Origin of the sequence: Lysobacter sp. HDW10 (genome assembly GCF_011300685.1) — a bacterium.
In the GTDB taxonomy this organism is placed as follows: domain Bacteria; phylum Pseudomonadota; class Gammaproteobacteria; order Xanthomonadales; family Xanthomonadaceae; genus Solilutibacter.
Genome location: NZ_CP049864.1, coordinates 588846 through 614835, shown reverse-complemented (window position 1 = coordinate 614835; position 25990 = coordinate 588846). Strand labels below are relative to the sequence as shown.

The 25990-nt window shown below is 55.5% G+C and carries 40 protein-coding genes; 3 read left to right on the top strand and 37 right to left on the bottom strand.

Translation table 11 applies throughout. The annotated features are described in order from the left end of the window. Positions 1 to 28 precede the first annotated feature (28 nt). Positions 29 to 1054: a sensor domain-containing diguanylate cyclase gene (locus G7069_RS03070; protein WP_166294159.1), complete on the top strand. Its 1026-nt coding sequence runs from the start codon at positions 29 to 31 to the stop codon at positions 1052 to 1054. An 80-nt stretch (positions 1055 to 1134) separates the two neighbouring features. Here G7069_RS03070 and rnk read toward each other — a convergent pair whose 3' ends face one another. The 36 genes from rnk to G7069_RS02885 all read right to left on the bottom strand — a co-directional run bounded on the left by rnk (position 1135) and on the right by G7069_RS02885 (position 20366). After that, positions 1135 to 1539, bottom strand: a complete 405-nt coding sequence (gene rnk, locus G7069_RS03065) for a nucleoside diphosphate kinase regulator (RefSeq protein WP_166294157.1) — start codon at positions 1537 to 1539, stop codon at positions 1135 to 1137. 99 nt (positions 1540 to 1638) lie between these two features. Continuing rightward, complete coding sequence (locus tag G7069_RS03060; protein ID WP_166294155.1) at positions 1639 to 2001, bottom strand: DUF1304 domain-containing protein; 363 nt, start codon at positions 1999 to 2001, stop codon at positions 1639 to 1641. Between the two features lie 20 nt (positions 2002 to 2021). Next, complete coding sequence (sugE, locus tag G7069_RS03055) at positions 2022 to 2342, bottom strand: quaternary ammonium compound efflux SMR transporter SugE (protein ID WP_166294153.1); 321 nt, start codon at positions 2340 to 2342, stop codon at positions 2022 to 2024. Between the two features lie 3 nt (positions 2343 to 2345). Then, positions 2346 to 2618, bottom strand: coding sequence for a hypothetical protein (locus G7069_RS03050; RefSeq protein ID WP_166294151.1), 273 nt, complete (start codon positions 2616 to 2618; stop codon positions 2346 to 2348). A gap of 24 nt (positions 2619 to 2642) precedes the next feature. Beyond that, positions 2643 to 2810 carry a hypothetical protein gene (locus G7069_RS03045; RefSeq protein WP_166294149.1) on the bottom strand — a complete coding sequence of 56 codons (168 nt, stop codon included), beginning with the start codon at positions 2808 to 2810 and terminating at the stop codon, positions 2643 to 2645. Then, positions 2786 to 3049: a hypothetical protein gene (locus G7069_RS03040; RefSeq protein ID WP_166294147.1), complete on the bottom strand. Its 264-nt coding sequence runs from the start codon at positions 3047 to 3049 to the stop codon at positions 2786 to 2788. The genes G7069_RS03045 and G7069_RS03040 overlap by 25 nt, the downstream gene beginning before the upstream one ends. Further along, positions 3042 to 3398 carry a DUF488 family protein gene (locus tag G7069_RS03035; protein WP_166294145.1) on the bottom strand — a complete coding sequence of 119 codons (357 nt, stop codon included), beginning with the start codon at positions 3396 to 3398 and terminating at the stop codon, positions 3042 to 3044. Before G7069_RS03035 ends, G7069_RS03040 begins: the two co-directional genes overlap by 8 nt. A 42-nt stretch (positions 3399 to 3440) precedes the next feature. After that, complete coding sequence (locus G7069_RS03030) at positions 3441 to 4109, bottom strand: YoaK family protein (RefSeq protein WP_166294143.1); 669 nt, start codon at positions 4107 to 4109, stop codon at positions 3441 to 3443. A 36-nt stretch (positions 4110 to 4145) separates the two neighbouring features. Continuing rightward, positions 4146 to 4655: a hypothetical protein gene (locus G7069_RS03025; RefSeq protein ID WP_166294141.1), complete on the bottom strand. Its 510-nt coding sequence runs from the start codon at positions 4653 to 4655 to the stop codon at positions 4146 to 4148. A 104-nt stretch (positions 4656 to 4759) separates the two neighbouring features. Next, a complete protein-coding gene (locus tag G7069_RS03020; protein ID WP_166294139.1) occupies positions 4760 to 5125 on the bottom strand; it encodes a lysozyme inhibitor LprI family protein in 366 nt (121 codons plus the stop codon). Between the two features lie 188 nt (positions 5126 to 5313). Further along, on the bottom strand, positions 5314 to 5703 hold the full coding sequence (locus G7069_RS03015) for a hypothetical protein (protein ID WP_205758740.1): 390 nt from the start codon (positions 5701 to 5703) through the stop codon (positions 5314 to 5316). Between the two features lie 36 nt (positions 5704 to 5739). Then, the gene (locus tag G7069_RS03010; RefSeq protein WP_166294137.1) at positions 5740 to 6093 is read right to left on the bottom strand and encodes a DUF2200 domain-containing protein; all 354 of its coding nucleotides are present in this window, start codon (positions 6091 to 6093) and stop codon (positions 5740 to 5742) included. 112 nt (positions 6094 to 6205) lie between these two features. Then, positions 6206 to 6631 (bottom strand): DUF6326 family protein, encoded by a 426-nt coding sequence (locus G7069_RS03005; protein ID WP_166294135.1) that lies wholly within the window; start codon positions 6629 to 6631, stop codon positions 6206 to 6208. Between the two features lie 117 nt (positions 6632 to 6748). Beyond that, positions 6749 to 7087 (bottom strand): tRNA-binding protein, encoded by a 339-nt coding sequence (locus G7069_RS03000; protein WP_166294133.1) that lies wholly within the window; start codon positions 7085 to 7087, stop codon positions 6749 to 6751. Positions 7088 to 7169: 82 nt separating this feature from the next. Further along, on the bottom strand, positions 7170 to 7364 hold the full coding sequence (locus G7069_RS02995) for a hypothetical protein (protein WP_166294131.1): 195 nt from the start codon (positions 7362 to 7364) through the stop codon (positions 7170 to 7172). A gap of 58 nt (positions 7365 to 7422) precedes the next feature. Beyond that, positions 7423 to 7809 (bottom strand): hypothetical protein, encoded by a 387-nt coding sequence (locus G7069_RS02990; RefSeq protein WP_166294129.1) that lies wholly within the window; start codon positions 7807 to 7809, stop codon positions 7423 to 7425. Between the two features lie 177 nt (positions 7810 to 7986). Continuing rightward, positions 7987 to 8610 (bottom strand): alpha/beta fold hydrolase, encoded by a 624-nt coding sequence (locus G7069_RS02985; RefSeq protein ID WP_166297462.1) that lies wholly within the window; start codon positions 8608 to 8610, stop codon positions 7987 to 7989. Between the two features lie 11 nt (positions 8611 to 8621). Beyond that, the gene (locus G7069_RS02980; RefSeq protein ID WP_166294127.1) at positions 8622 to 8954 is read right to left on the bottom strand and encodes a hypothetical protein; all 333 of its coding nucleotides are present in this window, start codon (positions 8952 to 8954) and stop codon (positions 8622 to 8624) included. 125 nt (positions 8955 to 9079) lie between these two features. Continuing rightward, complete coding sequence (locus G7069_RS02975; protein ID WP_166294125.1) at positions 9080 to 9451, bottom strand: hypothetical protein; 372 nt, start codon at positions 9449 to 9451, stop codon at positions 9080 to 9082. Positions 9452 to 9459: 8 nt separating this feature from the next. Beyond that, entirely contained in the window at positions 9460 to 9642 is a 183-nt protein-coding gene (locus G7069_RS02970) for a hypothetical protein (protein ID WP_166294122.1), read from the bottom strand. A 54-nt stretch (positions 9643 to 9696) separates the two neighbouring features. Then, complete coding sequence (locus G7069_RS02965; protein WP_166294120.1) at positions 9697 to 10386, bottom strand: DUF4386 domain-containing protein; 690 nt, start codon at positions 10384 to 10386, stop codon at positions 9697 to 9699. Between the two features lie 142 nt (positions 10387 to 10528). Next, entirely contained in the window at positions 10529 to 10885 is a 357-nt protein-coding gene (locus G7069_RS02960) for a PDZ domain-containing protein (RefSeq protein WP_166294117.1), read from the bottom strand. Positions 10886 to 11013: 128 nt separating this feature from the next. Beyond that, positions 11014 to 11394 carry a VOC family protein gene (locus G7069_RS02955; protein WP_166294115.1) on the bottom strand — a complete coding sequence of 127 codons (381 nt, stop codon included), beginning with the start codon at positions 11392 to 11394 and terminating at the stop codon, positions 11014 to 11016. A 155-nt stretch (positions 11395 to 11549) separates the two neighbouring features. Beyond that, positions 11550 to 12332 (bottom strand): DUF4019 domain-containing protein, encoded by a 783-nt coding sequence (locus G7069_RS02950; RefSeq protein WP_166294113.1) that lies wholly within the window; start codon positions 12330 to 12332, stop codon positions 11550 to 11552. A 176-nt stretch (positions 12333 to 12508) separates the two neighbouring features. After that, entirely contained in the window at positions 12509 to 13108 is a 600-nt protein-coding gene (locus tag G7069_RS02945; RefSeq protein WP_205758738.1) for a helix-turn-helix domain-containing protein, read from the bottom strand. 217 nt (positions 13109 to 13325) lie between these two features. Then, positions 13326 to 13616, bottom strand: coding sequence for a hypothetical protein (locus G7069_RS02940; RefSeq protein WP_166294111.1), 291 nt, complete (start codon positions 13614 to 13616; stop codon positions 13326 to 13328). Between the two features lie 424 nt (positions 13617 to 14040). Continuing rightward, positions 14041 to 14562 carry a hypothetical protein gene (locus tag G7069_RS02935; RefSeq protein ID WP_166294109.1) on the bottom strand — a complete coding sequence of 174 codons (522 nt, stop codon included), beginning with the start codon at positions 14560 to 14562 and terminating at the stop codon, positions 14041 to 14043. A 243-nt stretch (positions 14563 to 14805) separates the two neighbouring features. Further along, on the bottom strand, positions 14806 to 15060 hold the full coding sequence (locus G7069_RS02930; RefSeq protein ID WP_166294107.1) for a DUF2164 domain-containing protein: 255 nt from the start codon (positions 15058 to 15060) through the stop codon (positions 14806 to 14808). 45 nt (positions 15061 to 15105) lie between these two features. Beyond that, positions 15106 to 15405 carry a hypothetical protein gene (locus G7069_RS02925; RefSeq protein ID WP_166294105.1) on the bottom strand — a complete coding sequence of 100 codons (300 nt, stop codon included), beginning with the start codon at positions 15403 to 15405 and terminating at the stop codon, positions 15106 to 15108. A 245-nt stretch (positions 15406 to 15650) separates the two neighbouring features. Further along, positions 15651 to 16235: a hypothetical protein gene (locus G7069_RS02920; protein WP_166294103.1), complete on the bottom strand. Its 585-nt coding sequence runs from the start codon at positions 16233 to 16235 to the stop codon at positions 15651 to 15653. A 697-nt stretch (positions 16236 to 16932) separates the two neighbouring features. Beyond that, on the bottom strand, positions 16933 to 17376 hold the full coding sequence (locus G7069_RS02910; RefSeq protein WP_166294099.1) for a BLUF domain-containing protein: 444 nt from the start codon (positions 17374 to 17376) through the stop codon (positions 16933 to 16935). Positions 17377 to 17792: 416 nt separating this feature from the next. Further along, on the bottom strand, positions 17793 to 18176 hold the full coding sequence (locus G7069_RS02905; RefSeq protein ID WP_166294096.1) for a hypothetical protein: 384 nt from the start codon (positions 18174 to 18176) through the stop codon (positions 17793 to 17795). Positions 18177 to 18285: 109 nt separating this feature from the next. Next, complete coding sequence (locus G7069_RS02900; RefSeq protein WP_240912647.1) at positions 18286 to 18564, bottom strand: OsmC family protein; 279 nt, start codon at positions 18562 to 18564, stop codon at positions 18286 to 18288. 173 nt (positions 18565 to 18737) lie between these two features. Beyond that, complete coding sequence (locus tag G7069_RS02895; RefSeq protein ID WP_166294092.1) at positions 18738 to 19406, bottom strand: DUF998 domain-containing protein; 669 nt, start codon at positions 19404 to 19406, stop codon at positions 18738 to 18740. Between the two features lie 80 nt (positions 19407 to 19486). Further along, positions 19487 to 19813, bottom strand: a complete 327-nt coding sequence (locus tag G7069_RS02890; RefSeq protein WP_166294090.1) for a nucleotide pyrophosphohydrolase — start codon at positions 19811 to 19813, stop codon at positions 19487 to 19489. Between the two features lie 133 nt (positions 19814 to 19946). Beyond that, positions 19947 to 20366, bottom strand: a complete 420-nt coding sequence (locus G7069_RS02885) for a hypothetical protein (RefSeq protein ID WP_166294088.1) — start codon at positions 20364 to 20366, stop codon at positions 19947 to 19949. A gap of 305 nt (positions 20367 to 20671) precedes the next feature. Between G7069_RS02885 and G7069_RS02880 the strand changes: the two genes are divergently transcribed. Further along, on the top strand, positions 20672 to 21592 hold the full coding sequence (locus G7069_RS02880) for an integron integrase (protein ID WP_240912646.1): 921 nt from the start codon (positions 20672 to 20674) through the stop codon (positions 21590 to 21592). A 74-nt stretch (positions 21593 to 21666) separates the two neighbouring features. Here the strand turns inward: G7069_RS02880 and putA are convergent, their stop codons facing one another. Then, positions 21667 to 24831, bottom strand: coding sequence for a bifunctional proline dehydrogenase/L-glutamate gamma-semialdehyde dehydrogenase PutA (gene putA / locus G7069_RS02875; RefSeq protein ID WP_166294084.1), 3165 nt, complete (start codon positions 24829 to 24831; stop codon positions 21667 to 21669). 210 nt (positions 24832 to 25041) lie between these two features. Between putA and coxB the strand changes: the two genes are divergently transcribed. After that, a complete protein-coding gene (coxB, locus tag G7069_RS02870) occupies positions 25042 to 25986 on the top strand; it encodes a cytochrome c oxidase subunit II (protein ID WP_166294082.1) in 945 nt (314 codons plus the stop codon). Positions 25987 to 25990 lie beyond the last annotated feature (4 nt).

Sequence of the window (25990 nt, the reverse complement as noted above, 5' to 3'; positions counted from 1 at the left end):
GACATCGCTTGGCTATGATGAAAACATCATGCAGAAAGCCACTGAACACACTTTCTTCGCCACCTTCGTTGACACAATTGTCGAAGCCAAATCTCTAGAAGAGTTGGTGCGACCTTTGTTGGATTTGCTCGAAGTCGTCACCGGCCTCGATTCCACCTATATGACCACCATCGACGAAGCGGCAGGCGTGCAGCACGTGGTCTACGCGCGCAATTCGCGTCGATTGCAAATTCCTGAGGGCATTACCGTGCCGTGGCAGGACACCTTGTGCAAGCGCGCGCTGGATGAAGGCCGCGCCTACACCGATGATGTCGCCAATTGCTGGGATGACTCGGAAGCGGCGAAAGCATTGGGCATTGCGACCTACGCCAGTACACCGATCCGGACATCCGATGGTGCGCTACAAGGGACTTTGTGTGCAGCCAGCGACGAACGCAAGCCGTTGCGTGAAGGTGCAGAGCGCGTACTACAGATGTTCTCGCACCTCATCGGCCAGCAGATCGAACGCGAACGGCTCATGCGTGCGTTACAGGAAGCGAATACACAACTCGCACACCATTCGTTGACAGACGCGGTGACCGGTCTGCCCAATCGACGCGCATTGGTGGATGCCATCGTGCGCCGTCTGCATCGACGCGATCGATTGGGCGATTACGTCTGGCTCGCCTTCATTGATCTCGACGGCTTCAAGCAAATCAATGACACCCACGGACACGATATCGGTGACCAATTTCTCGTCGCCATCGCCAATGCATTGGCACACTGCCATCGCGGTGATGATTTCACGGCACGCTTGGGCGGCGATGAGTTTGTCGTTGTCGGCAATACCGAATCAGATGACGCAGAAAGCCATGCCGCGCTACTGGCGCGTCTCGACGCTGCAACAAAAGGGCAGTTCAAACTCGGCACTGAAGTGATCAATTACGCCGGCCCAAGCATCGGGCTGGTGTTTGCGAAGGCAGACGACAGTGAGCCTGAAGCATTGATCGCGCGCGCAGATGCAGCCATGTACAGCGTGAAGCGCCAACGCGCTACTGCCCGCGCACAACAATAAACCCGCTGATCAATTCCAATCAGCGGGTTCAATAGGTGGAAACAGAAGGCGCGCCATGCGATTTATGGCGCGTTTGACGATTAGAGTGCGAAGTTACCGTCGCGCTCGGGTTGCTCTGTCACCTTGATCACTTGCACCTGCATGGCGCCGCCATTGATCGGCCAAGAGATCGTGTCGCCCTCTTTAAGGCCGAGCAGCGCACTGCCCACCGGTGCCAAGATGGAAATGTTTTCCGGCGAACCATCCGAATCTTTCGGATAGACCAGCTTCAAGGAAAACTCCTTGCCTTCGCCGGTCCGGAACAATACTTTTGAATTCATCGTGACGATGTCGCCCGGCACATCACGCGGGCTCACGATCGTTGCACGGTCCAGCTCCGCCTCAAGTTGCTCCTTGCCGGGAAAATTTTGCTCCGACAAGCGCTCCAAAAGCGCTTCGAGGCGGTCAGCGTCCTGCTGGGTAATGATGATGGATGGAAGTTTCAACTGCGTTCTCCGAGAGTCTTTGCGCTATCCCGTGCGAGCCACTGAAAACAAGGCGCACGGTCGTTCATACAAGTCTATCGTGAACGCCAAAATAAGCCATTACCCGGGGCTGAAGAGCACGCAAATCAAGGCCAATACCGCCGGAAGTGCCTGAATAAACAGGATTTTGCGCGAAGCGGTCAGACCCCCGTAGAGTCCGGCCACGATGACGCAGTTCAGAAAGAAAATCTTGAAAACCCGCCCTTCGCTGCCCAATGCCAAGCCAAGCAGCAGTCCCGCGGCCAAAAAGCCGTTGTAAAGGCCCTGGTTCGCGGCTAGCACCTTCGATTGCGCAGCAAAGGCGTCAGTGGTGCCAAACGCGCGACGCCCCGCCGGGCGCGTCCACAAAAACATCTCCAGCACCAAGATGTAGATGTGAATCAAAGCAACCAATGCAACCAGTACGACGGCCAGTACATTCATAACGGCTTCCCTGAGTGGACTTAAGTTGAACTGGAGAGTTTGAGACCAATAATGCCGCCCACCACGAGACACAAACTCATCACCTTCAGAAACGTCGCAGGTTCATTGAACAACACGATACCGGCGATGGCGGTGCCAACGGCACCGATGCCCACCCAAACTGCGTAGGCCGTACCAATCGGCAAAGTGCGTAATGCCGTGCTGAGCAGGTAGAAGCTGATGCCCATCGCAAGCAAGGTCATCACGGATGGCCAAAGTTTCGTAAAGCCTTCCGTGTGTTTAAGCCCCACAGCCCAAACCACTTCAAACAAGCCAGCCACCACCAGAACAAACCAATTCATCACTCAACCTTTCGCTATCCGGCGCGCCAGCAAAAATCGTGTCAGGCGGTAAACGCCGTAGGGCAATGCAATCATCAAAACAATGGCGAGGGTCATGGCCACTTTAGGTGGCATGCCTGCCGCAAAGGCCAACGCAAATGAGATGCCATTCACGGCCGCACCCGGACTCAACCAAGCAAGTGGGCCGGCGTTTTCCGGCGTACCGGAGAACACACGACACAAAAGTACAAATGTCAGAATCGAAGCCGCTGCGGCATACAGTTCATGTTTTCGCAAAAATCACCTCAACTAAACGCAATGTCAGGCCTTGCACGCGGCATACCCGGGAATGTTCTTGCCGAGTTGAATGTCACGCGTGACATACCAAACGCCATTGTGATGCACCGGTGTCGAGATGCCGTTTCCACCGCGGTTCTTCGCGATTCGCTGAATCTGCTTTGGCGTCAAACGCGCATCATCGGTGAACATGATGTCGTCGATGTAGTACGTCGCGAGCCCGGCTCCGCCAGCGGCGCAATACGTGCACGCGCGTTGAGTTGCGCGGGTTGTCCATCAAAGACCGCTTCGCAGCCTTCACAGGGCAGGCCGACGATGGGCACACGCGCTTGTTGCGCATTGCTGCTGGTTGCAACAATGGCGCATAAAAAAGCGGCGACATACATGCCCGTTGGTGCGGCGCGCTTCAAAAGCGGCGTGTGTTTACGCATGCGATTTTCCACGGTCCAGGCGTTGTTTGAGATAAGCGGCTTCATTATGGACTTCATCCTTGGCCGCATAGATCAAGGTGATGGACTTGCCTTTGGCCAACGATTTGAGTTCGTCCCACGCCGGGTTCTTCTTGAGTTCTTCAGCGTACTTCTTCTTGAACTCAGCCCATTTCTCAGGATCATGCGCAAACCATTTGCGAAGCTCGGTCGAAGGGGCAACGTCTTTTAGCCAGAGGTCGATCTTGGCCTTTGCTTTGGCCACGCCACGTGGCCAAAGACGGTCGACGAGCACCCTGTAGCCATCCTGGTCGGCAGGTGCGTCGTAGGCACGCTTGAGTTTTACAGTCACGAGACTCACCCGTTCTTGCAGACGGATTCAGTGTACGCCGGCCTAGTGTTGGCGAGGATGACGAAGACGAAACACGACATAGCTCACTGCAGCAAGCGCAGAAAGCGACGCCGGTACAAGCAAGGCCTCATAACGCACTGCACGAAACAACAGCGCGCCCGCAATGCCGCCGCACAAGAAACCCGTAATCACCGTAAGACTCAATCGAAGCCTCGGTGTATCCAGCGGCAAACGACGCAATACATGGCCCAACGAAATGCCGAGATCCGTCAGCATGCCCGAGACGTGCGTCGTGCGAACGACCGCACCACTAAAGGCACTGACCATCGCGTTCTGTATGCCGGCGGCACATGCCGCCGAATACATGCCCCATGCGCTGCCTCGTGACAGCAGTGGCACAGAGAGAAACAGGAGTGACGAAGTGAACAGCAATGCCACACCGTAGCGTCGCCCAAGTTGAAACTTACTGTCTTGAATAACGAAGCCACTGATCGCGCAACCCAGAACGAACGCGACAATCAACAATGCAAAGTGCAACACACCCGACATATTTGCGTCCGCGATTGCGGCGCCCAGCATCGAGGTGGTGCCCGTCAAGTGGGTGATGCCTTGATGCTCGAACCCCAAGAAGCCGACGACGTTGATGATCCCTGCCATGAAAGCCAGCACCCACGTCGCGGGCCACACCCAGCGCGGCAACCTAGCAATCATGTGTGTCGACTGGCAACCTGTACGAACGTCCTTGCATCAAGTCTTCTCCGTCAACTTGCGCGTCATCACCTTCACCACTGTAGGCCGAATTTTTGCGGTCAGGAAGTGCGTGGGCAAACTTCCCAAGGGCCCATGGATGGGGCGAGGCGGGCGATCTGCCGCACGCACGTAGGTCAAAATCTGTTCGGCATGTGCACGGTCCCATGCCCAGAGCATCTGTCCGCGAATTGACCATTGCCACCATGCATCTGTCGGCCATGCCAAGGCATGTACGAACGACGCGGCGCACGCCTTGCATTCGACGACACCTTCCTTGAACAACGCATAGCCATCGCCGTCGCTTTCGCCATAGGTTAGATATTGGTTGTTGCTACCTGCCGGTGCGCGCCACGGTAAAAGCTCGGGATAACGCTCCACAATGTGCCAATTGCCCCATCGAAGCACGGTCTCCGCACCATCGCCCGAATGAAACGCATAGGGCTCGCGAAAAACAGCATGCGCCGCGCACCTGGGGCAGATGATCTCGAGCTGTTTAAGACCTATCACGACAGTTCGATGCCTCACATGCCTTGGCGTGAATCAAGTTGACGCGCAAAGCTGAAACGGTGCGCTTCATGGCTGTCTCCAATGGAATGACGCAACGTACGCCACTACATGCCAAACGATTCAATCCAGCTCAAGATGTCTTTGTTGCGCGCCTCTGTCAAATCGATCAAACACGAATCGCGGAGCAGCGGCTGCATCGATCCGCCTTCTGCGCTTGATGATTCAAACTTGCAGTTGAGATCTTTGAATTTGATCCATGCAAGTTGAACCCCTTTCACCTCGGCTTTTTGATTTGCATCCAGCAGCGTCATGAGCTTCTTGTAATTGGCATTGAGCTTGGCGTCAGCGCGCGCCAAGTCACTCGCAGCACATTGATTCATGTCCAACTGTGTCACGGGATTCTTGCAATCCGCCAAGGCAGGCGTCGCGAAGCAAGACAATACAGCTGCAACTAAAAATGGCTTGTACATGTAAGTCTCCTAAGGTGGGTCAATCCGACAGGTCGGGCATGCGTGTCGCTTCGAATCCTGATCATGGCGCGCCAGCAACACCGCCACTGCAAGAAAAAGCTTCCCAAAGGCACCCCGTGCAACCAGTGACCTAATGATGGCAGCTAAGCGGATGCCCGTGGCCGCTTATTGGCTAAATGCCCACCCGCTTAGGCGCCCGCTTCATCATGCGGCGCCATCCACCCTTTCAGTAAACCAACGATCAGCAGAAACGACAGGCAGGCGCCGATGAGCACGCCCAGATGTTGGAGATTGGAAGGAAAGACCAAATAGAAGCCTTTGCTCTTAATGAGTGCAGCGAAACTGGACACACCAAACGGCATCATGAAAAGTCTGAAGGTCTGCCAGTGATCCGTCTCCGCACCCTTCTTCACGCTTAACAGAAGCGCCGTGCCAATGATCGCGCTGATGCCGAGTGAGTTGATCCAAATCCGAGGTTGCGGATCAAAGTACAGAATGACCGTTACCAGATACCAAATGAGATAACACCAAAGCGTTATCTTTCCGGGTTTGAGATCTCTTATGTAGGTCTTGAGCACGCTGCGTCCGTTTTTTGTCTAAGTGCAATCAGATCGTCATTGACGCATGATCTTCTCGAGTGTTTTGCCTTTCGCGAGTTCGTCAATGATCTTATCCAGACGCCTCGCGAGCTGAACAGTCGGATCTTCAATGTCCTCGACGCGCACACCGCAAATGACACCGCAAATGCGTGCGCTGTTGGGGTGAAGGGCAGGTGCCTCAGCAAAGAATGATTCGAAGTTGATGTCTTTCTTCAGCTGCTTGTCCAACTGCGACTGACTATATCCGGTGAGCCAGCAAATGAGCTGATCGACTTCCGCTTTGGTGCGGTTCTTCCGCTCCGCCTTGGCGACATAGGCGGGATAGACCTTTGAGACGCTCATGAGCGGAATGCGAAAGTCGTTTTTCATGTGTGCTCCACCGTGACGCGACTGACAAGACGCCTTTTGGAAGCGCGCAGCAGGTCAATCTTAAGGCGTCACTCGGCCGGAAACTACAGCGCCATTCAACAGCTCAGCGGCGTCACCGAGTCGTCGGAACGCCCACCCTCGGCCAGCGCCAAGCAACCAAGACAATCGTGAGCGTCAGGAGTACTTCTGCACCAGCGTAAATCCGGTAGAACGTCCAGCTAACGGTCACGGCGATGGCGGCCATAAGGATCGTGTAAATCGCCCCGACGATGAGATTCATCCAGCGCGAATACTGCGGTTTCAGAAAGATGCTTGCGGCCACCATCAAGCAAGGCACCAACAGCAACATGCCCATGGCAAGCAGGCTCGATTGGGTGATGGCGCCTAGCGGGTCCGCCTTCCCCGCCATGATCCCGCTGATCTTCCCGGGCACGTACAGGCCGAAGTAGTCGCAATACAAGTAGCAGAGAATCGTGCAGGTCCAAAGCAAGCTCAGTTTTACCTTGGTCGGAATTTGGATGTCTTCAAGTTGGGACATGGCACTGGCTCCGTTCGAAGCGCTAGCATCCAATGTGCTGCGCGGTTGAGAGCGTGCATATGGTCACTAGACGAAAGACCTAGACCAATACCAAGTTTGCGGGCCTATGCGGCGTCGCTACAACAAGCGTGTGCCGAGTGGAACAGCCTTGTCTGGTACGCAGAGCGAAACCTCACCGTTCTCGTTGTGAAAGCCGGTAACCAGACATTCCGACATCAGCGGGCCCACCTGCTTGCGGGGAAAGTTGACGACCGCAAGAACAAGCCTGCCAATAAGTGCTTCGGGCTGATAAAGCGCCGTAATCTGCGCGCTGGATTTCTTGACGCCGATCTCGTCGCCGAAATCGACGTGCAGAATGTAGGCTGGCTTTCGTGCCTCTTTGAACACGCTTGCATCGATGATCTTGCCAACACGAAGCTCCACTTTCATGAAGTCGTCAAACGAAATGGGTTCCATGGGCTTCTCTATCTAAAACGTCTTGTGCTTCGCAAAAGTGCGAACGACAACGCCAGTATCGTCAAGTTTGCCATTTGGCAGGTCAACCATCATTTCCATCTAGCGTGCTATCCGACGCTGTCTTTCGTTTACGGGCATCTACAGCCAAACCAATGATCAAGCCGCAAATAATGCCCAATGCGAGCTTATGCAACACAATGCCGGCGAACGTTCCGAGGATGAGGCCGACCGCAACGGCGCGCCCAGGTTTGTACTGCTTCGGTTTTGAGGGCTGCATGTGTTTGCCTTTGTGTTTAAACGTTGAAGTGCGTGTCGCTTGCCGTGGACAATCCGCGTTACGAAGCGGCGCTTTCGTCCGCAATCGTGGCTGCATCCGCAACCGGCGCCTTATCGCGCGCCCAGAACTCAACCATGATGGTCATCGCCGTCCATACAAGGAGTGTGGGGCGAAGCTTTCCTGACACCAAATCATGTCCTCGCAGAACATAGTCAGTCATCTCCGGGAAGCTCGCGGAATACACCAGCGCAAGCACGGCATACATGACGCGATGTCGGCTTGATGAAATAAACAGAATCGTGATCACGGTACAAGCGAGGAAGAAAAGAACGACCCCGAACTGAAGATCGGTCAGCTTTTCTGTGCCGGCTAGAACGAAACCCAGTACCGCGCCGAAGAACATATTCAAACCGTTGAGATTTGCTTCGTACTCACGGGCGGTCATTTTTCCCAGACCGGATTTCCCCAGTAGTGCTGTCCATATCTTCAAGCCGTTGCTCCCCGCGACTGATGGCCGAAGCCCAAATTGGCCCGCATCCCAAAGTGGCGCGGAACAGACGCTAGCGTAGCGCAAAGCCGAACGCGTGCGCCATGGCAACGAGCCAGGCATTTGGATGATTGGCTAATTCGCCATGCCCATGCTTTCGATGATGATCTTACCCACACGTCGACTGGCTGGAAGCAGGGTGTGGATGCACGGAATCCGAACCTGCGCAGTGAACCAATCAGCCGTTGCTTCCGACACTGGACCAATACTGTCGTTCGCTTCACCTGCAAAAGGACCATGCGTGGAAGCAATGCCACGATCGCCAACAATGCTCGTTGTCGGCGCTGAGAGTGCATGGATCTCTTGCATTCTATTTTCAGAGCCGAGCAGTTGCCCGCAATCGCCCGATACCACGCGGAAGACGAGGTTATTCTGTAACTTCTGAGCGAGTCGAGACGCTCGAATGGGTGAACCGAGCAAGAAGACATGACTCGGTTGCGGTGTGCCGGGCGGAAGCGCATTGACCGCCGCGCGAATCAGAACGCCGCCCAATGAGTGTCCAATCAACACGTACCCATCATCCCGCGCAGCAAGCATCGTGACCTTTGCAGTGAGCCGCTCCCGTATCTGAGCGAAACTCTGTGCAGCTGCGAAATAGCCAAACGTGTCTGTCGCAAAGCCGGCGCGTCGAAGCTGCAAAAGTAATGGCCAGCTTGAAAGTGGCGTGCGGCCCAGGCCGTGAACAAATAGCGCGCGCATGTTGCCGTGACTCACTTGCATCGATCAGTCGGCGCCCAAGTCACCTCAGAAGGCAGGTCCCAGTAGACGTCAACCACCGTACCCGAGTCGTTGGTCATGACGCCCAGATATTTCGTCAAAGGATCCCAAGCCACCACCCAAGTGGTGATGCGAGCGCGCCCAAGAACGCCCTCACGACTCGGCTCACCCAGTCGTGCTCTGAGCTCAGCAATTCGGGTTTTACACAACTCGACGGATTGGGCTACGGCAGCACCGTTTGGAATCGGATGCTCGCCGTTGTCTTCCGGAAGGGTGGCGCAACCCGTCAGCAGCAGGAAAGCGACAAAGCTGACAGCGAATCGCATAGGCGCCTCCAGTGAACTAGACCCAATGCCTGAGTCCGATTCGCGTAGTGTAGCCAACTTCAAGATGCGAGCTGGCCTTCCGCGCTGTCCTCGGAATCAGCGTTCATCGCGTGCCAAGGTTGGCGTCAAGCCGCGCCCCAGAGTGCAATGCCGCCGATGCAGAACAGTACCAGCCAAGACAAATGCCTGCCGCGCGTAATGAAAAGCGGAAGGAAGCCAGATGCGATGAAGGTGGTACCCACAATTTTCAGCACGCCGGTAGTATTCAAGTCGCCGCGGCCTGCATGAAAAAGCAGCGCAGCAAATCCAAACCATGCAACCGTGGTGATATGCCACGTAAAGCGCAGTGTGCCGGTGGTGAATGTGGTGCCGCCAAAGAGCTTGGGCAAATTATCGCGACGGAAGAGCCGAACAAGAATGTACTTCTCGCCAAGTACGGAGTGCGCAACGCCCAGCGCAGCAGCGAGAAATGCTGCCAAATAGAGAAACGTTTCCATATAAGTTGTTAAGCCTCATCCATTTGTGTGCTCACCCACCAGGTCGCACCGCCTGCATGTTGGAACCCGCCGCGTTTGTCGGTGTCATCTGCTTGATCCGGCGCTTTGCCCAAAAAATCAACCGTTTCTTGCGCGGCACTCACTGAAAGATACGGCGCGACTAATGTGTAACGCTTCGGTTTGAATGCCATCAATGTCGCCTAGTGAGGTGAATGCCGGAGATCAACTTGTTCCATTGTCTAGCATTAGGGTGAATTCAAAGTCGGGCGTTTGCCAACACCGACGATGAGAAGCCATAGGCAAATGCCGATCTCCCCGATTGCGGCGCTCAGCAATACGGTGTCCGGAAAAGCTACTACTGGCAAAAGAATTTCCCAGAACACTTGAGCCACATAGCAAAGCCCGCCAAGAATCAGGAACACGCCAAGGATCTTTGGCAGAAACCCTGAACGCAATACCAAGTATCCGAAGGGGAGTAACCAAAGCCCCCAGAAAAGCGTTGTCACAAGTAAGCCATTGCCATATGCATGGAGGGAAAGCATGGCCTGCGATTGCTGCTGTTCAAGCGTGAACGCCTGGCTATGTGGGCCATTGAGCATGTCGAGTACATCAAGCCTGTTTGCCAAACTGACGAGCGCGATCGGCACGCTCACAACAGCAAGTGCGACCATCAGCGCCGCAATGCTTTGTTGCACTGGGCGCAGGAGTTTGTACAGCACAAGCGGCAGCAGCAAAAACGCAACTTGCTTGATCAAGAAAGCTGCGATGCCGGCTCGGAACAAGGCGCTATGCGCGACTATTGAGTTCGCGGATGCAGCGGGGTCATCCGTAATCGTGATCTGAGAAGGCACATACATCAGGCTGAACACGCCGGTCAAAACAACGACGAGATACAGCGCACCTGCTAGCCGGCCGAGGTTCTTTTCAGTGGTCATGAATAAATTCCGTTGCGCGAGCCCGTACTGTTGTCGACGTGTAAAGCAATGCGTAAGTGCTGCATGTGCGGGTGACGATTGGCATACGACCAAACACTCAACTTAGACCTCGCCCTAAAGCCGCGTCGGCCCTAATGATTTGCTAGCTCTCAACAGCAACCATGCGGATGGCAATCCTTTTGCCAGAGCGCAACACGGTCATCTTGACGGTGTCACCGGGTTGGACGGCACCCATTTCATTGTCGAGCTTGCGTGCGGAATTGCCAGATACCACGGCGCCATTCAAAACCTCAATGACATCGCCTGGCATGAGCCCGGCGCGCATTGCGGGCGAGTTCTCTTTGACTTTGGTCACGACGACATGATCAAGCTTCGCGTCAAAGGCACTGCGCTTGAGCGTGTAATGGACGGTGAAACCGAGATGGGCTTTGCCGGCTAAGGCAGACATCGAGAACGCGAGCAGCGCCAAGACAACCAGGCTTTTGAGACAACCGTTCATTAGAGACCTAAGGTCTGAGTTAACCGGATTCGCGTAGTGTAGCCAATCGCGGGGGACGTTCTACTTCTGCGCAACTCGCGGAATAGCGCAGATTCAAATTGAACGGACTATTCGGCCGCGGCCCTTGCTCATTGCCCAGCAGGTGGTTGCCACAGCTCGATCTTGTTGCCGTCCGGATCAATGACCCACCCGAACTTGCCTTGTTCGGATGAATCGGTCTTGTCGAGAACAGAGCAGCCCTCCAGACGCAGCGCCGCGAGAAGTGCATCGAGGTCGGCCACGCGAAAGTTGATCATGAAAGGCGCCGAGCTCGGCGCCATGTAGTTGGTATCGTCTGCGAACGGACTCCAGATGGTCGTTCCCGAGGGGCTGTCTGAGCCACCCCAACGAAAGATGGCACCACCCCAGTCCGACACGTCCAGGCCAAGATGATCGCGGTACCACGCACTGAGTGCTTTCGGGTCCGTAGACTTGAAGAAGATGCCACCAATGCCAGTCACACGTTGCATGCTTTTCTCCGAGGGTGAGCGTGTAGTTCTACGGTCTAACGGCAGAGCTCGCCCGCATGCAACAACAGCGTGGAACTCAAGAAAACGTTGCTGAGCTTAGCGTAGCGCATCGCCACAAACGCGTGCCACGAAACGGCATCGGCTTGAACAACGAATTACGGGGCAAAGCAGCGGTACTGTTGCTTCGTTTGCTCAAGCGCTTCCTTCGTCATACCAGACGCGACCTTGCTATAGATGATGCCGTCTTCAATTCGCAATACGGAAAGATTTGCTTGCTGGTCAAATAGCCAAATCAGGTAGCCGCATCTGAAGGGCGCACGATCATAGCTGACTTGAAAATCAACAGCGATGTAGAGTCCGGGTCCGGGCGCATTCTGCGGGTCCAGATAGGTCGTGACCTTAAGCAGCGGGTCTGGCTTCATGGCACCTGCGTTGCTGTGCAACGTCGTTTGGTGGTCAATCCATTCTTCCAAAGGAAACATCGAACTTAACGTGGCAGAGAAATATTTGTGGAACGCTTCATACGTGGTTGCATTTGAGGCGCTAATGATTTTTCTGGTTTCGCTGGTGGCCAGGTCGACGACGCGCTTTTTCTCAGCATCGGAAATTGATGTTGGATGAATGTCGCTCGGTTCAACGCTTGCGTGATCTTGGCACGTGAAATCTTGATTGAACTCAAATTTTTCGTTCGATTGTTGAGCCACTGATGTTGGCTTGCTCAAATTGAATTTGTAACGACCCAGCTGTGGGATGAGTTCTCCGCAGAACTGGGCGGCCTGCGCGAGTACTCTGCTTTGTGATTCCTCAATGCTCAGCTCTCTACTCGAATTGAGGGTGGCAACGAAATTCCCCTTCGTAGACTCACGAATTTTCAAGGATTCTTGCCCGTAAGCGAAGGTCGGGAGAAGCAAAAGGATCCAAACGCTAGCTTTCTTCATCTTACCCTCTAACACTGGATTCACCCGAGTTACTTAGTGTAATCACTTGCGCACCGCGTTTTCTTGCCTGGCAAGACGCGAAACGCATCCGGAATGAAAGATCTGCGCAAGCTTTACATGCACCACTACCGTTGATTCAAGCCGCGCCGTGAAGCAACGTCAGCTTGATCGAAATGCTAGACGCGGGCTGGACTGTTGGCACTTCTAAGTTCTCGAATCGCAATGAAGACCAATACAGCGCCCGAGACACCGAAACCGGCTAACTGCCAAGTCAGAGGCCGTTGGCCAATAAGTGCATAAATGCCTCCGCCAGCCAGAAGCGTAATCAGGAATGTACCAATGAGCGCTAGTGCAGCGCCAATGTACTGACGATCTTTGAAAGCACGCACAAGAGACGGTACCAGCAGCGCGGCGCCGACAATGGCAGCTAAAACATTAATTGCCGTGAAGGCGTCGGATTGAGGGCTAGGCAACCGTCCCGACTCACTGAGCGCCGCCACGGTGATAACAGCAGTGCCGAAGAACAGCGCACTGTGACCCAACGCGGGCTTCTCGTTAGTGGATGCGTGCTGATCTTCCTGCAGCTCGATAAGCCGGATCTCAAAGGTTGCTGCGAGACTTACTGCCGTGTCCATAGAGGCGATACCTTCCGCCTCAACCCGTTGGATTGTGCGCAGGCTTAGTCCGGATGCGACGGCCAGCTGATCCTGGGACCACCCGCGCGCTGTGCGCAGGCGACGTACGACAGATGATGAGATCTTCATTTCATGTTCCATGACAAAGCTCCGATGGGTGTTGGACCATCTGAAGCGTGCGACCAAATCGATTCTATCAATACGACATTTACCCGCCAGTAGCCGCCACGGTGCCGCCACCATGGTTTTCAGGGGGATGAGGCCTGAGTTAGCTCGGCGGCATAGCGCAGCGGGAATAGGACTAGCGCAGCGGTGAGGCAGCAATCCTACGGATCGAAAAGATCCTGGGTTGAACGCGCTATTGGGTTGAAGTCGATTTGAGTTTCCAGCGCGCTACGAACAGGCCAACGGCTAAACCAACGATCGAACCAGCAAGAATTCCTTTGCTGGCAGAGATGTTGAGGTGCGTCGCCAATTGCCAACCCACGGCACCAAAAATCAGAAGTATTGGGCCGACAATTTTCGCCTGACGCTGTTTATGTGCCAGTCGATGTGCCTTGAGTTCAATTTCGCTTCGGCGAATATCCTGAACCTGTCTGGCCGGTTCTAGAATTGCATCGGAAACGCGTTCGGCTTGTTGTTTGTCCATATTGGGATGCTGCCTCCCCGCAGCCTGACACCAGCGTTAACCTGCATTCGTATTGGTGCAGGGAAGCGCCTAGCGTAACGCAATGCCTGAGCCGTGTGCCCCGAAGACATGCAATTCCTGGTTCGCAGCGACACGCCCTGCTGGAAGTGAAGCGCTATTCGAGCGCGCCCATCCTGGTAGATAAGACAGCCTTCGCGAGGATCTCGACGTTGGATGTATTTGGCACGATTGTTCCATCCGGCGATGACTCAAGCTTGGGGTTGGCATCCATGGCAGTAAGAATTGAGCCTCGAAATGGATTTTGAAGGATCAGCTCTCCCTCTTGAGGGATCGTGAGCTGCGCGCCGTGATTCTGAGCAATTGCTCGCTTCGTTACGACATTTGAAGCGAATATCGTGCAGCGTGCTTGAACGCGCCGTTAGACCTATTTGGCAACGAGTGCCACGGACGCCATTGCTTTGACTGGAGAGAGGTGGTCGCTTGACGTCGTCAGAGTGAACAGCAGCTCCGTCTTGTCTTGCTCTCGTGACCAGCCGTAGGCAGTCGTCCTTATGTGCTCTGTGCTCGGGACCAATCCCGGTCTTTCGACAGCCACTAAGGGCGGGGGCGCCGTGCTCACGCTATGTACAAAATTGTGCGTGACCTCCTCAATGGGTGCCTGCGCCGCAAAGACCACGCAAACATTGTCGTTACGAAGTGCCACGACATACTTAGCGTTGCCATCGTCAATTGACCAAGCCGTGCCAACGCCGCTGCCTAGAAAAAACTTAGCACTTTCCGCTTCTAGTACGGGGTTCGCCGCCATTTGCGTAACCAAATTTTCAGGCGTGTAGAAGTTCTGCATGCAAGTCTTGGCGAATAGATACGTGAAGTCATCCACTTCGCTTGCCGCACACGATGCTGACACCAATAGAAGAACCGTTAATGTACCAAGTGCCTTGCGCATACCTGTTCCAAAAATGTTTAACGCGTAAATTGAGTTGCGCCGGCTTGAATCAATTCTTACGCCTCGGCTGCGAACGCGTCATGGTACGAAAATGTGCCAGAGGGTAGTGAACCATTTAAGGAAATGGCTTGGGTTGCCAACGCAAGATTGGATGAGCTCTCATTGCACACCTAACACCGGAGTTAACCCGCGTGCCACGGAGGTATGTAGGGTTGAACGAACTGTTAGGCTGAGCGATCGGACTCATTTCTTGAAATCCGTAGGTTGCTCAAGTTGAAAGATGGCGTCCTGAATGTCCGAAAGCTTCTCGCTGAGCGTAGATTGGGCGTCATACAGACCCCGATTATAGAAGTATGAGCCGATTTCCTGGCCAATGAAGTCCAGGAGAAACTCAGCGTCAAATTGCCCAATCTGATGGTTAAGCTCCTCCGAAAAATAGAGCTTAATTTTGCCGACAATAATGGCTTTCTCGGCTTTGCTGAAATCGATGTGCGACATTGTCTTTTTGCAGTTTAACGTTTGAATGAATTGTTACAGACCATCTTACGGTCCCCAATAGTCAAACTTATAGACGACGCCCCGCGGAATGTCGAACTCGACCCACCCGCCGCACTCAATCCGGTGTCGGCCCACCGATACGGTGCCAAGCTCACCAAGCTTGTAGGGCCAGAGCTTGCCGTCAAGTAGCAGCTGTCCACAAGCACCTCCGTTGTCATCAACGACGGAAAGGTAAGTGCCGCCGTCTTGTGACGGGCTGACCGATCCTCGCAGATGGCCATCGTCGCAACCGGCCAGCACGAAAAAGGTTAAGAGCCACAACGCAATAAGTGTCACATTCTTCATCTCTGGATATACCACCGTGTTCCGGATTGAGCCAAGTGCTCAGCTGCTGCCGGTGCTTTTGCCCATAGCGATAGTGACTCATTGGCGCGCTGAATGGTTTGTCTGGTCTCTCTAAAACCGAGCTTATACAAGACGGCGACAGAAGGGGGGTTTGCAGGAGCAGCTGCGGCAGCAAAATGCGCGTCGGTGGTTTTTATGAGTGTGACAATGGCCATGAAATCAGTTGCTGCAGCCTTACACCAGAGTTAATCCGCGCCGCGAAGCGGTGTCGGCTTGAATGAGTTGTTAGGCCGCGCCCAACGACGATGTTGGCCCAAACAGGCGATGGCAAAGACCGTCTCCAGTACTGCGCCAACTAAGGCGCTCACAGATGCAGTGGCATTGATGTTTGCCAACGCGAAACCCGCTCCGGCCAGCGCCAACCCCAAAGCCCAATAGAGCCGCATACCATAGATGGTGGCGAACACGAGGTAGCGACCGCCAATGATCAGGAGCAAGGCAGGGAAGAATAGGTTCGATTGCAGCGCGCTAAGCAAGTAGGCGATGGGAAGGCAGAAGATGAGCCAGAAAGTGCTTGCTCCGGCGAGCAAACCAAACGGGTTGCCCTTTGTATGAGTGCCGCGCGATCCCAAGAGCTTGCATATAAGCAGGCCTACTGGATGGATGAGCATTCCACCGATGAGAAGCGCCCAGATTCCTTTTTGGGGAGATGTGAGTGCTGCGACGCCCGCTGCGGTGAACCAGGCAAGCGCGGAGGCCAAGATGCCAGTAGCTCCGCTGCGGTAGCCCTGTCGCATATCAGACTGCGCTTCCGTTACAGACATATCCATTCCTGAAATTCCTTGCGGTCGAAATGCGGCCTAACGCCTCACTTAACCAGTGGTGCGGGACTGCGGCTAGCGTAGCGCAAAGCGTCAGTCACGTGCCACGGAGGTATGTGGGGTTGAACGAACTGTTAGATTGCGAACGATGCTATTCACATCCGACGCCGTCGTTGTCCCGATCAAGGTGACGAGCATAGCCGGGTTCTCCGCGTCGAACAGGAGCCGCGCCAAGCGCGCGTGCCTCGGAGCAATTGGCAAAGTATCTGATCTCTCGAACGAACGTGCGCGTGTTTTGCCTTGCACTTCGGTACTTGTCGCGAGCGAAGCTTTTAGCCTCAGCACGGTATCGCTTCGCACGTGTAGTCCGTGCGCCGGCAGAGTCGCGGGATCGACGCGCATTCGCAGAAGGAGCCATTGCCGATCTGTGACAGTGGTATCCGCCAGTCCTTCTGTCGTTATGGCAGCCATATTTGTTGAGGCGACCGCCGTGGGAGAAAGCTGGGGTTGTTGCAAGAATGAGAAAACCAAATAGTAAGATGCGACGCATTCTTCCCCCCATCAAACAAAGAATTCTGTTTCGAGTGCTTCAGATACCTTAGTTCATAGCCTGCAAGAAACCTTGTCACGCAGGGCGATAGGGCGAGCGAGCCAGCGCAGTCTAACGCCCGAATCAAGCCGAGCCGCGAAGCGGCTTCGGCTTGATTCAAATGCTAGGGTGCGGCTCGGCTTTCCATTTGTTCCAATAATTCAGCAACAAGCCAAGACCCTCCGAGCGCTCATAGCTAACACGGGTGATTGGCATTGCTTCTTCCCAAGACGCGGTTGCAAGCGTCTGCAGCTCGGTCTCAGGCGTTTCACAGAATCCCATATGCCAGGACTCAAATTGTCGTGAACGAGAAGGAGCCCGCAACAGTTCAACTATATTAGTGTGAGTTCTCGCCGGGCGGATGCGCTGGTAAACGGCATCGACGCCTTCCTCAGGACCCTCGAAGAACTGAAAGAAAGAACCATCATGATAGAGAAGCACGCCCGTAACACTCGCCCTCTGATTAAAAGTGCGGGCATCTAACAACAGGCGATCGAGCTCTTGCGAAGTCAACTCGCGTGCTGCCTTGCTTCTGTAAGCAATTGCGTACAAATGTTCCATCCGCACCCTAACGTTTGAATTAAGCCAACCTGTGGAGTGTAGCTAATTGCGTCGGATGAGCTTGGTTTGCAAGTCATCGTCGGTCTTATAGAGAAAGATGACCTCGCCGCCTGGCGATACCCGACTTGGGCATCCTGAATTCTTGGAGAGAAAGACTATCTGCAACGAATCGGAGTCGCCGTCGTCTCTAAAGGCGGCCGATGGATCCTCGATGTCCACTACTGCCACAACCTTACTTGTTTCCATGAGGTGAACTCTTAATGCAGCAGGTTCGGTCGGTGGTTTAGCGGCCGGCAGCGTGGAGATCGGCAAAAACAGGGCTAACAGGAGTGTGGTGGCTCGGATGAGTGGTGCTCCATGGAATCTAACACCTGAGTTAAGCCGCGTTGCGAAGCGGTATCGGCTTGAACGAATTGTCAGGGCACATGCTCGGCCACGCGGCGGCGCCAATGCAAGAGCGCGGCGGCTAGACAGCAGCCGACAAGGCTTGCCATCAGATCGATCGGGTCAGCGCGATGCTGCGGCAGGGAGACTTGAATTGCTTCCACGGGCGCCAGCACCCCGAAAGCGACGGCAGCCGAGCCCAATGGCCGCGAAGGCACCGCGAAGGCCTGCCAGAAGGTAAGCGTGAGCCCGGCGAAGAAGTTCGGCGCGCTGCCGACAAACCACGGCGGGAGCACTGTGCCAGCTAGCCAGCGCAGAGGACCCGTGCAGCCGAGCCAAACGAGGAACAACACACCGGCCCAACGCAGGAGCGCGAAATCACGCTTCGTGGCCAGGAGTGCGGCGATGTTGCTCATGGGCCCTAACACCTAAGTTAAGCCGCGCCGCGTCGTGGAGCGAACCACATGGCAAGCTCTCTCTGCCATGTGGTTGGCGTAACCAAGGGTTGTCGGCTTGAACGCATTGTTAGTCCGCGGGCCCATACCACGCAACGCGGTTGACGGCGCAACCGGTCCTGAGTGTGTTGTGGACCTCTGCCAGCCGATCCGTCTCAGCCAGCAAAGCCTCGACCTGTGCCGCCGGTGCTGAGGACTCCACGACGGCTGAGTACGTAACGCTCTGCGCGGCAAGACCAACGCCGTTGAAGTAGCCCTGGACCCGAACCTCACAGCCTGCGATCGCGACACTCAGTCGGGAGGCTTCACGGTACAAGTCATTGCAGTAGCAGGTTGCGAGTGCAGCCATCAGAAGCTCGCCGCCGCTAACGGCACTGCCTCGACCGGAAGGCCTAGCAGAGATGACGAGCGGTCGCGAATTCCCGTCGGTTGAAACGACGAGCTCGTGGACGTCTAAGCCGCTGCGGATATGGGCAGATATCTCCACGAGACAAGGTCCTCCAGAGCGGTCTAACGCCTGAATTAAGCAGCGCCGCGAAGCGGCCTCGCTTTGAATGAATTGTTAGGTGTGGCCAGTGCGTTGTCCACCATACGCCACGCGATGATGAGGACGGCGGCAGCGAGTAATGCGTCCGCAACCCGCTGGAGCAATCCGCGAACATGCATGACCTCAGGTTGAAGCATGGCCACAAAAAGGATTAGCCACGCGACGCCAGCAAAACGCAGGAACAGCCGCCAGCCAGATAACAAATTTGGGGCGAATGAAAGCAGCACTAACGCCAGCGTGCAGGGAAGGTACGTGGCGAGTCCGAGGACGTCATGGGCCATCTGTATTGGCGAACCGCCAGTTGGACAGCCCGCATCGCATGGCGCGATGGCGGCTCCGATAAATGCGATGGGCTGCGACCACAATAGCCACAGCCCTAGACGACTTGTGCCGCGAACCTGCGCGATTGGAGCTACCGCCACGAGGAAGGCGGCGAAGAGTAGACCAAGCGGCACAAAGCCGGCTAGGCCGAGTTGCACTGCCCAAGGTGTGCCCGTGGCATTGAGTTCACTAATGAAGTGTGTGAAATGCGAATAACCAGGCTTAACCGCCGCTCCGATGGTGTAGAACAGCACGCCAAAGGAAATCGTGGCGATGGCTAAGAGCCGCGCGAGTTTGATTCTGCGTTGAACAGGTTGTGTCATGCTCACTTCACACCTTACACCTGAGTTAAGCCGGGCCGCGAAGCGGCGTCGGCTTGGACGAATTGTTAGGCGGCTACCGACTACTTGGCGAGCTCGCTTTTGACGTACTCGGAGATCTCTCGGGTGTTCCGAAGAAACTCCGCCTCTAGGTCAACCCCGCACTTGTTGGCCAGAACCATAATTGACCACAGGCAATCCGACAATTCATGGCCGAGTTTCCCTTGGTGATCTTCGATGGTGCGGACACCGACGTGAGCTTGAATCAGTTTCGCCAGATCGCCTACATCGCCCATGAAGCCCAAGGCCAACTCCTGCGTTGTCCACACGCGACCCCAGCGCTTGACCTCCATTTGTTCGTAGAGGTCGTTTAGCTGGATTGCTGCCTGTTGGAGATCGCTGAAGTTCATTTCATGCCGCCTAACGCCTGAGTTAACCCGCATGCCGTAGTGGAGCGGGACTGAGGCTAGCGTAGCGCAAAGCCTCAGTCACGTGCCACGGAGGAATGTCGGGTTGAACGAACTGTTAGGCTCCGCCCCAAAATCAGTACGAAACATCTACTGTACCTGTTGCGTCAAGCCCGCGGTACTCAACTGCGAACGAAGCGCCGTCTCGTCTGGAGAAGCTCATCTCCCATTTGTCCGCGTGCAGGTCTCCGGCCGGAACATCAACACTAGACACATTGAGCTCGCTTGCCTTGACAGTGCTTTTCGACCCATTGGAAATCACGGCGGCGGCATTTTCCAGTAGCTCGGCGTAGTTGCTGCAAATCAACTGAAACGCCCGCCGATTTGCATCAGAAGGCCCAAGATCGCCAGCAATAACGAAGTACTCAACCTCACTCAGCGTCGGGGGGAAGATGCCCGCGCCCTCCCAATAGCCACCCATGTAGGTGAGCTTGCCAAAGTCCGGGGTCTCGGCGCGCCGAGGCTGGCCGACTATCTTAGAAAGCCAAGAATGCATACGGAGCTCCGGATTCTTTGTGCGGGGCCTAACTTCTATTTCGATTCCGAAAAGCAGCATAAGCCAAGAGCCTGCATGTAGCCGGTTCCCACTTTCAACCTTCCCCTACACATAAATCGCCCTTTTCCAATACGCATCACTTTTGCTTCCTCGCATTGTTATACGACAAAACGAGTTTCTACATGGCAAAAGACGCGCACCGCAGTCTAAATCGATATTCCCAGAATTATGTCGCACAGGCGGTCGTGCCGGCGCTTCAGGTCGGTGTCCGGCCGCCGAGGCTCTTGGACCAAGTGCGATGGGAGATGAAGCGTCGGAACTACAGTCCGCGTACTTCTGAGGCCTATCTCGTCTGGGTTGAGAAATTCATTCGGTTCAATGGTCGTCGGCATCCGGTCACCATGGGTGAGGCTGAAGTCCGCGCCTTCCTCACCTATTTGGCTGCACAGATGGGCGTCGCACCCAGCACTCAGAACCAAGCCTTGTGTGCGTTGTTGTTTCTGTACCGCGTCGTCTTGAATATGCAGCTGCCTTGGATGGAGGGATTCGTTCGGGCACGCCAGCAGAAGCGATTGCCTGTTGTGCTTTCTAGAGAAGAGGTGCGTCTGATTCTCCGCCATTTGAATGGCACACATTGGCTCTTGGGTTCTTTGCTTTACGGCACCGGCATGCGCTTGATGGAAGGGATGCGCCTTCGCGTCAAAGATGTCGACTTTGCGCTGAATGAAATTCGTGTGCGGAACGGAAAGGGCGGCAAAGATCGTCGGGTGCCGCTCCCCCAGATATTGATCCCGCACTTGAAGTCACAAATAGAATGCGTGCGATTGCTGCACAGCAAAGATTGCGCATCAGGGTATGGCGGTGTGCATCTGCCCTATGCGCTTGCACGAAAGTATCCGAACGCATCAAGAGAGTTTGCTTGGCAGTTCATTTTCTGCGCGGATCGCTTGGCGACCGATGTCGAGACGGGTGAGGTCCGACGGCATCACCTGCACGAATCGAGCATGCAGCGTGCGTTCAAACAGGCGGTGCGGCAGGCAAAGATCGACAAGCCTGCCAGTTGTCATTCAATGCGACATGCATTTGCAACGCACCTGCTGGAAGCCGGCCAGGATATTCGAACGGTGCAGGAACTATTGGGGCACAAAGACTTGGCGACCACGCAGATTTACACGCACGTATTGGGGCGTGGTGCATTGGCAGTGCGGAGTCCTTTGGATGCGTGAGGCGCTTGAGTTCAGAGCGCCTCTCAACGAACGTTTGCGGCACCTTATCCACAAGTGGACAAGGTGCTTTGGCTTCAGTCGTCCAGCGTAAGCAAGCTGGCATTACCACCGGCAGCTGTGGTGTTCACCGTGACGGTCTTTTCAGTCGCGAAACGCGGCAAGTAGTGTGGGCCGCCTGCTTTCGGGCCGGTGCCAGACAAGCCTTGGCCACCGAAGGGTTGCACACCGACAACTGCACCGATTTGATTGCGATTGACATAGATATTGCCAACCTTCGCGCGGTTCACGATGCGATCGATAGTGGCATCGATGCGCGAGTGAATGCCCAACGTCAAACCAAAACCGGTCGCATTGATGGTGTCGACGACATGATCAAGGTCCTCAGCCTTCCAGCGGATGACATGCAGGGCAGGGCCGAAGTTTTCGCGGGTGAGTTGATCGAGTGCATTCAGCTCCCAAGCCACCGGCGCAAAGAAGGTGCCGTGCTCGGTGTCTTCGCTATTCATTTGTGCGGTCGCAATGTGCTTTGCATTGATCTTCGCCATGCGTTGCGCGTGATCGTCCAACAACGTTTTGGCATCACCGTCGATGACGGGACCCACATCTGTAGACAATACGCCCGGGTTGCCCACTTTCAGTTCCGCCATCGCGCCGGCCAACATCGAGACCACTTTGTCGGCAATGTCTTCTTGCACCAACAACACGCGCGCCGCCGAGCAGCGTTGGCCTGCCGAAGTAAATGCAGAGCCCATGGCGTCCTTCACCACTTGTTCCGGCAAGGAGGAAGAGTCGGCGATCATCGCGTTTTGACCGCCGGTTTCAGCAATCAAGGTCGCAATCGGGCCGGCTTCACGCGCCGCCAATGCACGGTTGATCAAGCGTGCGGTATCGGTTGAACCGGTAAAGCACACGCCCGCAACACGCGGGTCGGCCGTCAATGCAGCGCCTACGGTTGCGCCGTCGCCCGGCACAAACTGCAGTACGTCGACCGGAATGCCCGCTTCATGCAACAACTTCACGGCGGCATAGCCGATCAAGTTGGTTTGCTCTGCAGGTTTTGCAATCACGCTATTGCCTGCCGCAAGTGCAGCTGCAATTTGACCTGTGAAAATTGCCAGCGGGAAATTCCACGGCGAAATACACGCAAACACGCCACGACCTGCCAACTGCAGCGAGTTGGATTCACCGGTCGGACCCGGCAGATTTTCAACCACAAAGTGCTTGCGTGCTTCGTGTGCGTAGTAACGCAAGAAGTCGACGGCTTCGCGTACTTCGGCAATGCCATCAGGAATCGTTTTGCCTGCTTCCTTCGTACACAGGGCCATAAATTCCGGCATGCGCTCTTCAAGCAAATTCGCAGCGCGTTCCAACGCTTCAGCGCGGGTATTGACCGGCGTCGCGTCCCAAACGGGTTGCGCTTGCACAGCCACTGCCAATGCGCGTTCAACCGTTGCCGTATCAGCCGAGTGCCAATAGCCCACAGTTTCACGGCGATCAGCAGGGTTGGTCACAGCAATGCGTTCGCCCTGACCGTTCGCGCCCGGGACCAACGGCATTGCTGTCCAATCGCCACTGCCGGCGGAGTTCATATGATCTGCCAATGCGCGCAGTTCGTTGTCGTTGGCGAGGTTGATACCCATTGAATTGTCCCGGTCTTGGCCTTGGTTACGGTAGAGATCGCGCGGCAGCGGAATGCGCGGATGAGGAATGGAGTCAAACGTGGCAACAACATCGAGCGGATCTTGTACCAAGTCTTCAATGCGCACACTTTCATCGGTGATGCGATTGACGAAGCTCGAGTTCGCGCCGTTCTCAAGCAGTCGACGCACGAGATAGGGCAGCAGGTCTTCGTGTGATCCCACCGGTGCGTAGACGCGACATGCCGTGTTCAAACGGTCTTCCGGGATGACTTCCGCATACAAGTCATCGCCCATGCCGTGCAGCTTTTGGAATTCGAAGCACCGGCCTTTGGACATCTGATGGATGGCAGCGATGGTTTGCGCATTGTGTGTGGCAAACATCGGATACAACGCATCACTCGCATCGAACATGCGACGTGCATTGGCCTGATAGCTCACATCCGTATTCGGCTTGCGCGTAAAGAGCGGATAGTTGCTCTGGCCTTCCATCTGCGCGGCTTTGATTTCCGCGTCCCAATAGGCACCTTTCACCAATCGCACCGGAATTTTTCGGCCGACACGTCGACCGAGATCGGCCAAATAGTCGATCACGAACGGCGCACGCTTTTGATACGACTGCACGGCCAAACCAAAGCCTTCCCAACCATCCAAAGAACGGTCCGAGAACACGGCTTCAATCAGATCCAATGACAATTCAAGGCGATAAGTTTCCTCCGCATCGATCGTGTAACCGATGCCATAAGACTTCGCCAATTGCGCCAGTTCCAACACGCGCGGCGCAAGTTCGCGCATCACGCGTTCGCGTTTCGCGTGCTCATAGCGCGGATGCAACGCAGACAATTTGATCGAAATGCTGGGTGCCGAGAACACGTCTTCGAACGGGCCACTGCCGCCGATGGCATGAATGGCTTGTCGATACGCTTCGAGATAACGCAGTGCATCTGCCGTCGTCAGTGCGCCTTCGCCCAACATGTCGAATGAGTAGCGATATGCACCATTCGGGCCCTTGCGTGAGCGGCTTAAGGCTTCATCGATCGTGCGGCCCATGACGAATTGGTGGCCCATGATCTTCATGGCTTGGCGAACGGCGGTACGAATGACCGGTTCGCCGAGTTTGCCCACTAAACGACCGAATGCACCGTGCACGTCACGCTGGGTGTCGTCGGAAAGGTTGACCAGTTTCCCGGTCAGCATCAGGCCCCAGGTCGAGGCGTTGACCAAAATCGAATCCGATTGGCCTAGGTGACGGCGCCAGTTTGCTTCGCCCAATTTGTCGCGAATCAGGGCGTCGGCCGTGCCTTGATCCGGAATGCGCAACAGCGCTTCTGCGACGCACATCAACAAAACGCCTTCTTCGCTTCCCAAATCGTACTGGCGCATGAAGGCTTCTACGGTGGATTGGTCACTGGCGCGAACGCGCACGCGACGCACCAAATCGGCGGCCGTGGCCACTATGGCTTGACGGTCGGGCTCGCTTTGGCGGGCTTCGCCGAGCATTTGGCGGACATGGTCGGCTTCATCGCGCCACCACGCTTGGGTGATGGCATGCCGCAACGGCGCGGGCACCGGTTGCAATTCGGGGCTGAGGAGGTCGGTCACTGACGGTGTTCAATCAAGGTGAATACGGAGGCCCAATGTTACAGCCGGAAGGCCCTGTACAGGTTTAACCGAAACCTTAATGCTTGCCCCTATGCCCTTCGCCGATTTACCATGTTGGGTGTTTCGCGGGCTTTCAGCCGCGCGGAGCCTGTTATTTCCTATTGCCAGATTTCCGTAGTTGGGCGTCCAACTGTGGTCACGGGGTTCTAAATGAAGCAATCGCGTTGGATGCAACTTTCCGCCTTGGCGCTCGCCGCGCTGATGCCTTTGGCCGCTTTGGCCGGCCCGGCTGACCCAGTCCGTTGGCAGCTGAACATGGGCAAGGGTGTGACCTCGACTGCGCACAACGCGTATGTCACCCATATGTGGGGCCTGTGGGTCTGCGTCATTATTGGTGTGATCGTGTTCGGCGCGATGTTCTACGCCATGTTCAAGTTCCGTCGTTCCAAGGGTGCCGTGGCTTCGCAGTTCAGCCACAACACCACAGCGGAAATTATCTGGACGATCATCCCGGTCATCATCTTGATCATGCTGTCGATTCCGGCGGTCAAGAACCTCGTCAAGATCTACGACACCCGCGATGCCCAGCTCACCGTTCGTGTGACCGGCTATCAGTGGATGTGGAAGTACGAATACCTCGATCAAGGCGTGTCTTACACCAGCCGCCTCGATCGCAAGTCGGACGAACTGCGCCAATCGGGCAAGTCGCCGACTGAGGCCGACCATAAGCATTACTTGCTCGACGTCGATAACCCCTTGGTGCTGCCAGTGGGCGCAAAAGTGCGCTTCATGATCACCTCGGATGACGTGATCCACTCCTGGTGGGTGCCGGCACTCGGCTTCAAGCAAGACGCCAACCCCGGCACCGTCAATGGTGCGTGGGCTGTCATTGAAAAGCCCGGCATCTATCGCGGCCAATGCGCAGAGCTCTGCGGTAAAGACCACGGCTTCATGCCGATCGTCGTGAAAGCCGTGCCGATGGCGGAATTCCAAGCCTGGTTGTACGACCAGCGCCAAGCGCAAAAAGCGGCGGAAACGAAGGACGCCGCACCGGCTGCCGCTGCACCCGTTGCCAACGATACGCCGGCTGACCCTGCCGCTGCGCCTGCTGAATCCACCGAAACCGCGGCGCCAGCTGCGGCTGCCAAGGGCTGAGCGT

Coding starts and splice junctions, on each gene's coding strand:
- G7069_RS02895 (WP_166294092.1), bottom strand. CDS start 19,406: ATGACACAACCTGTTCAACGCAGAATCAAACTCGCGCGGCTCTTAGCC.
- coxB (WP_166294082.1), top strand. CDS start 25,042: ATGAAGCAATCGCGTTGGATGCAACTTTCCGCCTTGGCGCTCGCCGCG.
- G7069_RS02890 (WP_166294090.1), bottom strand. CDS start 19,813: ATGAACTTCAGCGATCTCCAACAGGCAGCAATCCAGCTAAACGACCTC.
- G7069_RS02985 (WP_166297462.1), bottom strand. CDS start 8,610: ATGCGCGCGCTATTTGTTCACGGCCTGGGCCGCACGCCACTTTCAAGC.
- G7069_RS02955 (WP_166294115.1), bottom strand. CDS start 11,394: ATGCAACGTGTGACTGGCATTGGTGGCATCTTCTTCAAGTCTACGGAC.
- G7069_RS02905 (WP_166294096.1), bottom strand. CDS start 18,176: ATGAGCAACATCGCCGCACTCCTGGCCACGAAGCGTGATTTCGCGCTC.
- G7069_RS03040 (WP_166294147.1), bottom strand. CDS start 3,049: ATGCGTAAACACACGCCGCTTTTGAAGCGCGCCGCACCAACGGGCATG.
- G7069_RS02980 (WP_166294127.1), bottom strand. CDS start 8,954: ATGCGATTCGCTGTCAGCTTTGTCGCTTTCCTGCTGCTGACGGGTTGC.
- G7069_RS03045 (WP_166294149.1), bottom strand. CDS start 2,810: ATGTTCACCGATGATGCGCGTTTGACGCCAAAGCAGATTCAGCGAATC.
- G7069_RS03070 (WP_166294159.1), top strand. CDS start 29: ATGCAGAAAGCCACTGAACACACTTTCTTCGCCACCTTCGTTGACACA.
- G7069_RS03030 (WP_166294143.1), bottom strand. CDS start 4,109: ATGATTGCTAGGTTGCCGCGCTGGGTGTGGCCCGCGACGTGGGTGCTG.
- G7069_RS02940 (WP_166294111.1), bottom strand. CDS start 13,616: ATGGACAAACAACAAGCCGAACGCGTTTCCGATGCAATTCTAGAACCG.
- G7069_RS02950 (WP_166294113.1), bottom strand. CDS start 12,332: ATGAAGAAAGCTAGCGTTTGGATCCTTTTGCTTCTCCCGACCTTCGCT.
- G7069_RS02995 (WP_166294131.1), bottom strand. CDS start 7,364: ATGCAGCCCTCAAAACCGAAGCAGTACAAACCTGGGCGCGCCGTTGCG.
- G7069_RS03020 (WP_166294139.1), bottom strand. CDS start 5,125: ATGTACAAGCCATTTTTAGTTGCAGCTGTATTGTCTTGCTTCGCGACG.
- G7069_RS03010 (WP_166294137.1), bottom strand. CDS start 6,093: ATGAAAAACGACTTTCGCATTCCGCTCATGAGCGTCTCAAAGGTCTAT.
- G7069_RS03005 (WP_166294135.1), bottom strand. CDS start 6,631: ATGTCCCAACTTGAAGACATCCAAATTCCGACCAAGGTAAAACTGAGC.
- G7069_RS02935 (WP_166294109.1), bottom strand. CDS start 14,562: ATGCGCAAGGCACTTGGTACATTAACGGTTCTTCTATTGGTGTCAGCA.
- G7069_RS02900 (WP_240912647.1), bottom strand. CDS start 18,564: ATGGCTGCACTCGCAACCTGCTACTGCAATGACTTGTACCGTGAAGCC.
- sugE (WP_166294153.1), bottom strand. CDS start 2,342: ATGAATTGGTTTGTTCTGGTGGTGGCTGGCTTGTTTGAAGTGGTTTGG.
- G7069_RS02975 (WP_166294125.1), bottom strand. CDS start 9,451: ATGGAAACGTTTCTCTATTTGGCAGCATTTCTCGCTGCTGCGCTGGGC.
- G7069_RS03060 (WP_166294155.1), bottom strand. CDS start 2,001: ATGAATGTACTGGCCGTCGTACTGGTTGCATTGGTTGCTTTGATTCAC.
- G7069_RS02970 (WP_166294122.1), bottom strand. CDS start 9,642: ATGGCATTCAAACCGAAGCGTTACACATTAGTCGCGCCGTATCTTTCA.
- G7069_RS02925 (WP_166294105.1), bottom strand. CDS start 15,405: ATGAAGAATGTGACACTTATTGCGTTGTGGCTCTTAACCTTTTTCGTG.
- G7069_RS03000 (WP_166294133.1), bottom strand. CDS start 7,087: ATGGAACCCATTTCGTTTGACGACTTCATGAAAGTGGAGCTTCGTGTT.
- G7069_RS02965 (WP_166294120.1), bottom strand. CDS start 10,386: ATGACCACTGAAAAGAACCTCGGCCGGCTAGCAGGTGCGCTGTATCTC.
- G7069_RS02990 (WP_166294129.1), bottom strand. CDS start 7,809: ATGACCGCCCGTGAGTACGAAGCAAATCTCAACGGTTTGAATATGTTC.
- G7069_RS02920 (WP_166294103.1), bottom strand. CDS start 16,235: ATGGATATGTCTGTAACGGAAGCGCAGTCTGATATGCGACAGGGCTAC.
- G7069_RS02960 (WP_166294117.1), bottom strand. CDS start 10,885: ATGAACGGTTGTCTCAAAAGCCTGGTTGTCTTGGCGCTGCTCGCGTTC.
- G7069_RS02885 (WP_166294088.1), bottom strand. CDS start 20,366: ATGCATTCTTGGCTTTCTAAGATAGTCGGCCAGCCTCGGCGCGCCGAG.
- G7069_RS02910 (WP_166294099.1), bottom strand. CDS start 17,376: ATGGAACATTTGTACGCAATTGCTTACAGAAGCAAGGCAGCACGCGAG.
- G7069_RS02880 (WP_240912646.1), top strand. CDS start 20,672: ATGAAGCGTCGGAACTACAGTCCGCGTACTTCTGAGGCCTATCTCGTC.
- G7069_RS02930 (WP_166294107.1), bottom strand. CDS start 15,060: ATGTCGCACATCGATTTCAGCAAAGCCGAGAAAGCCATTATTGTCGGC.
- G7069_RS02945 (WP_205758738.1), bottom strand. CDS start 13,108: ATGGAACATGAAATGAAGATCTCATCATCTGTCGTACGTCGCCTGCGC.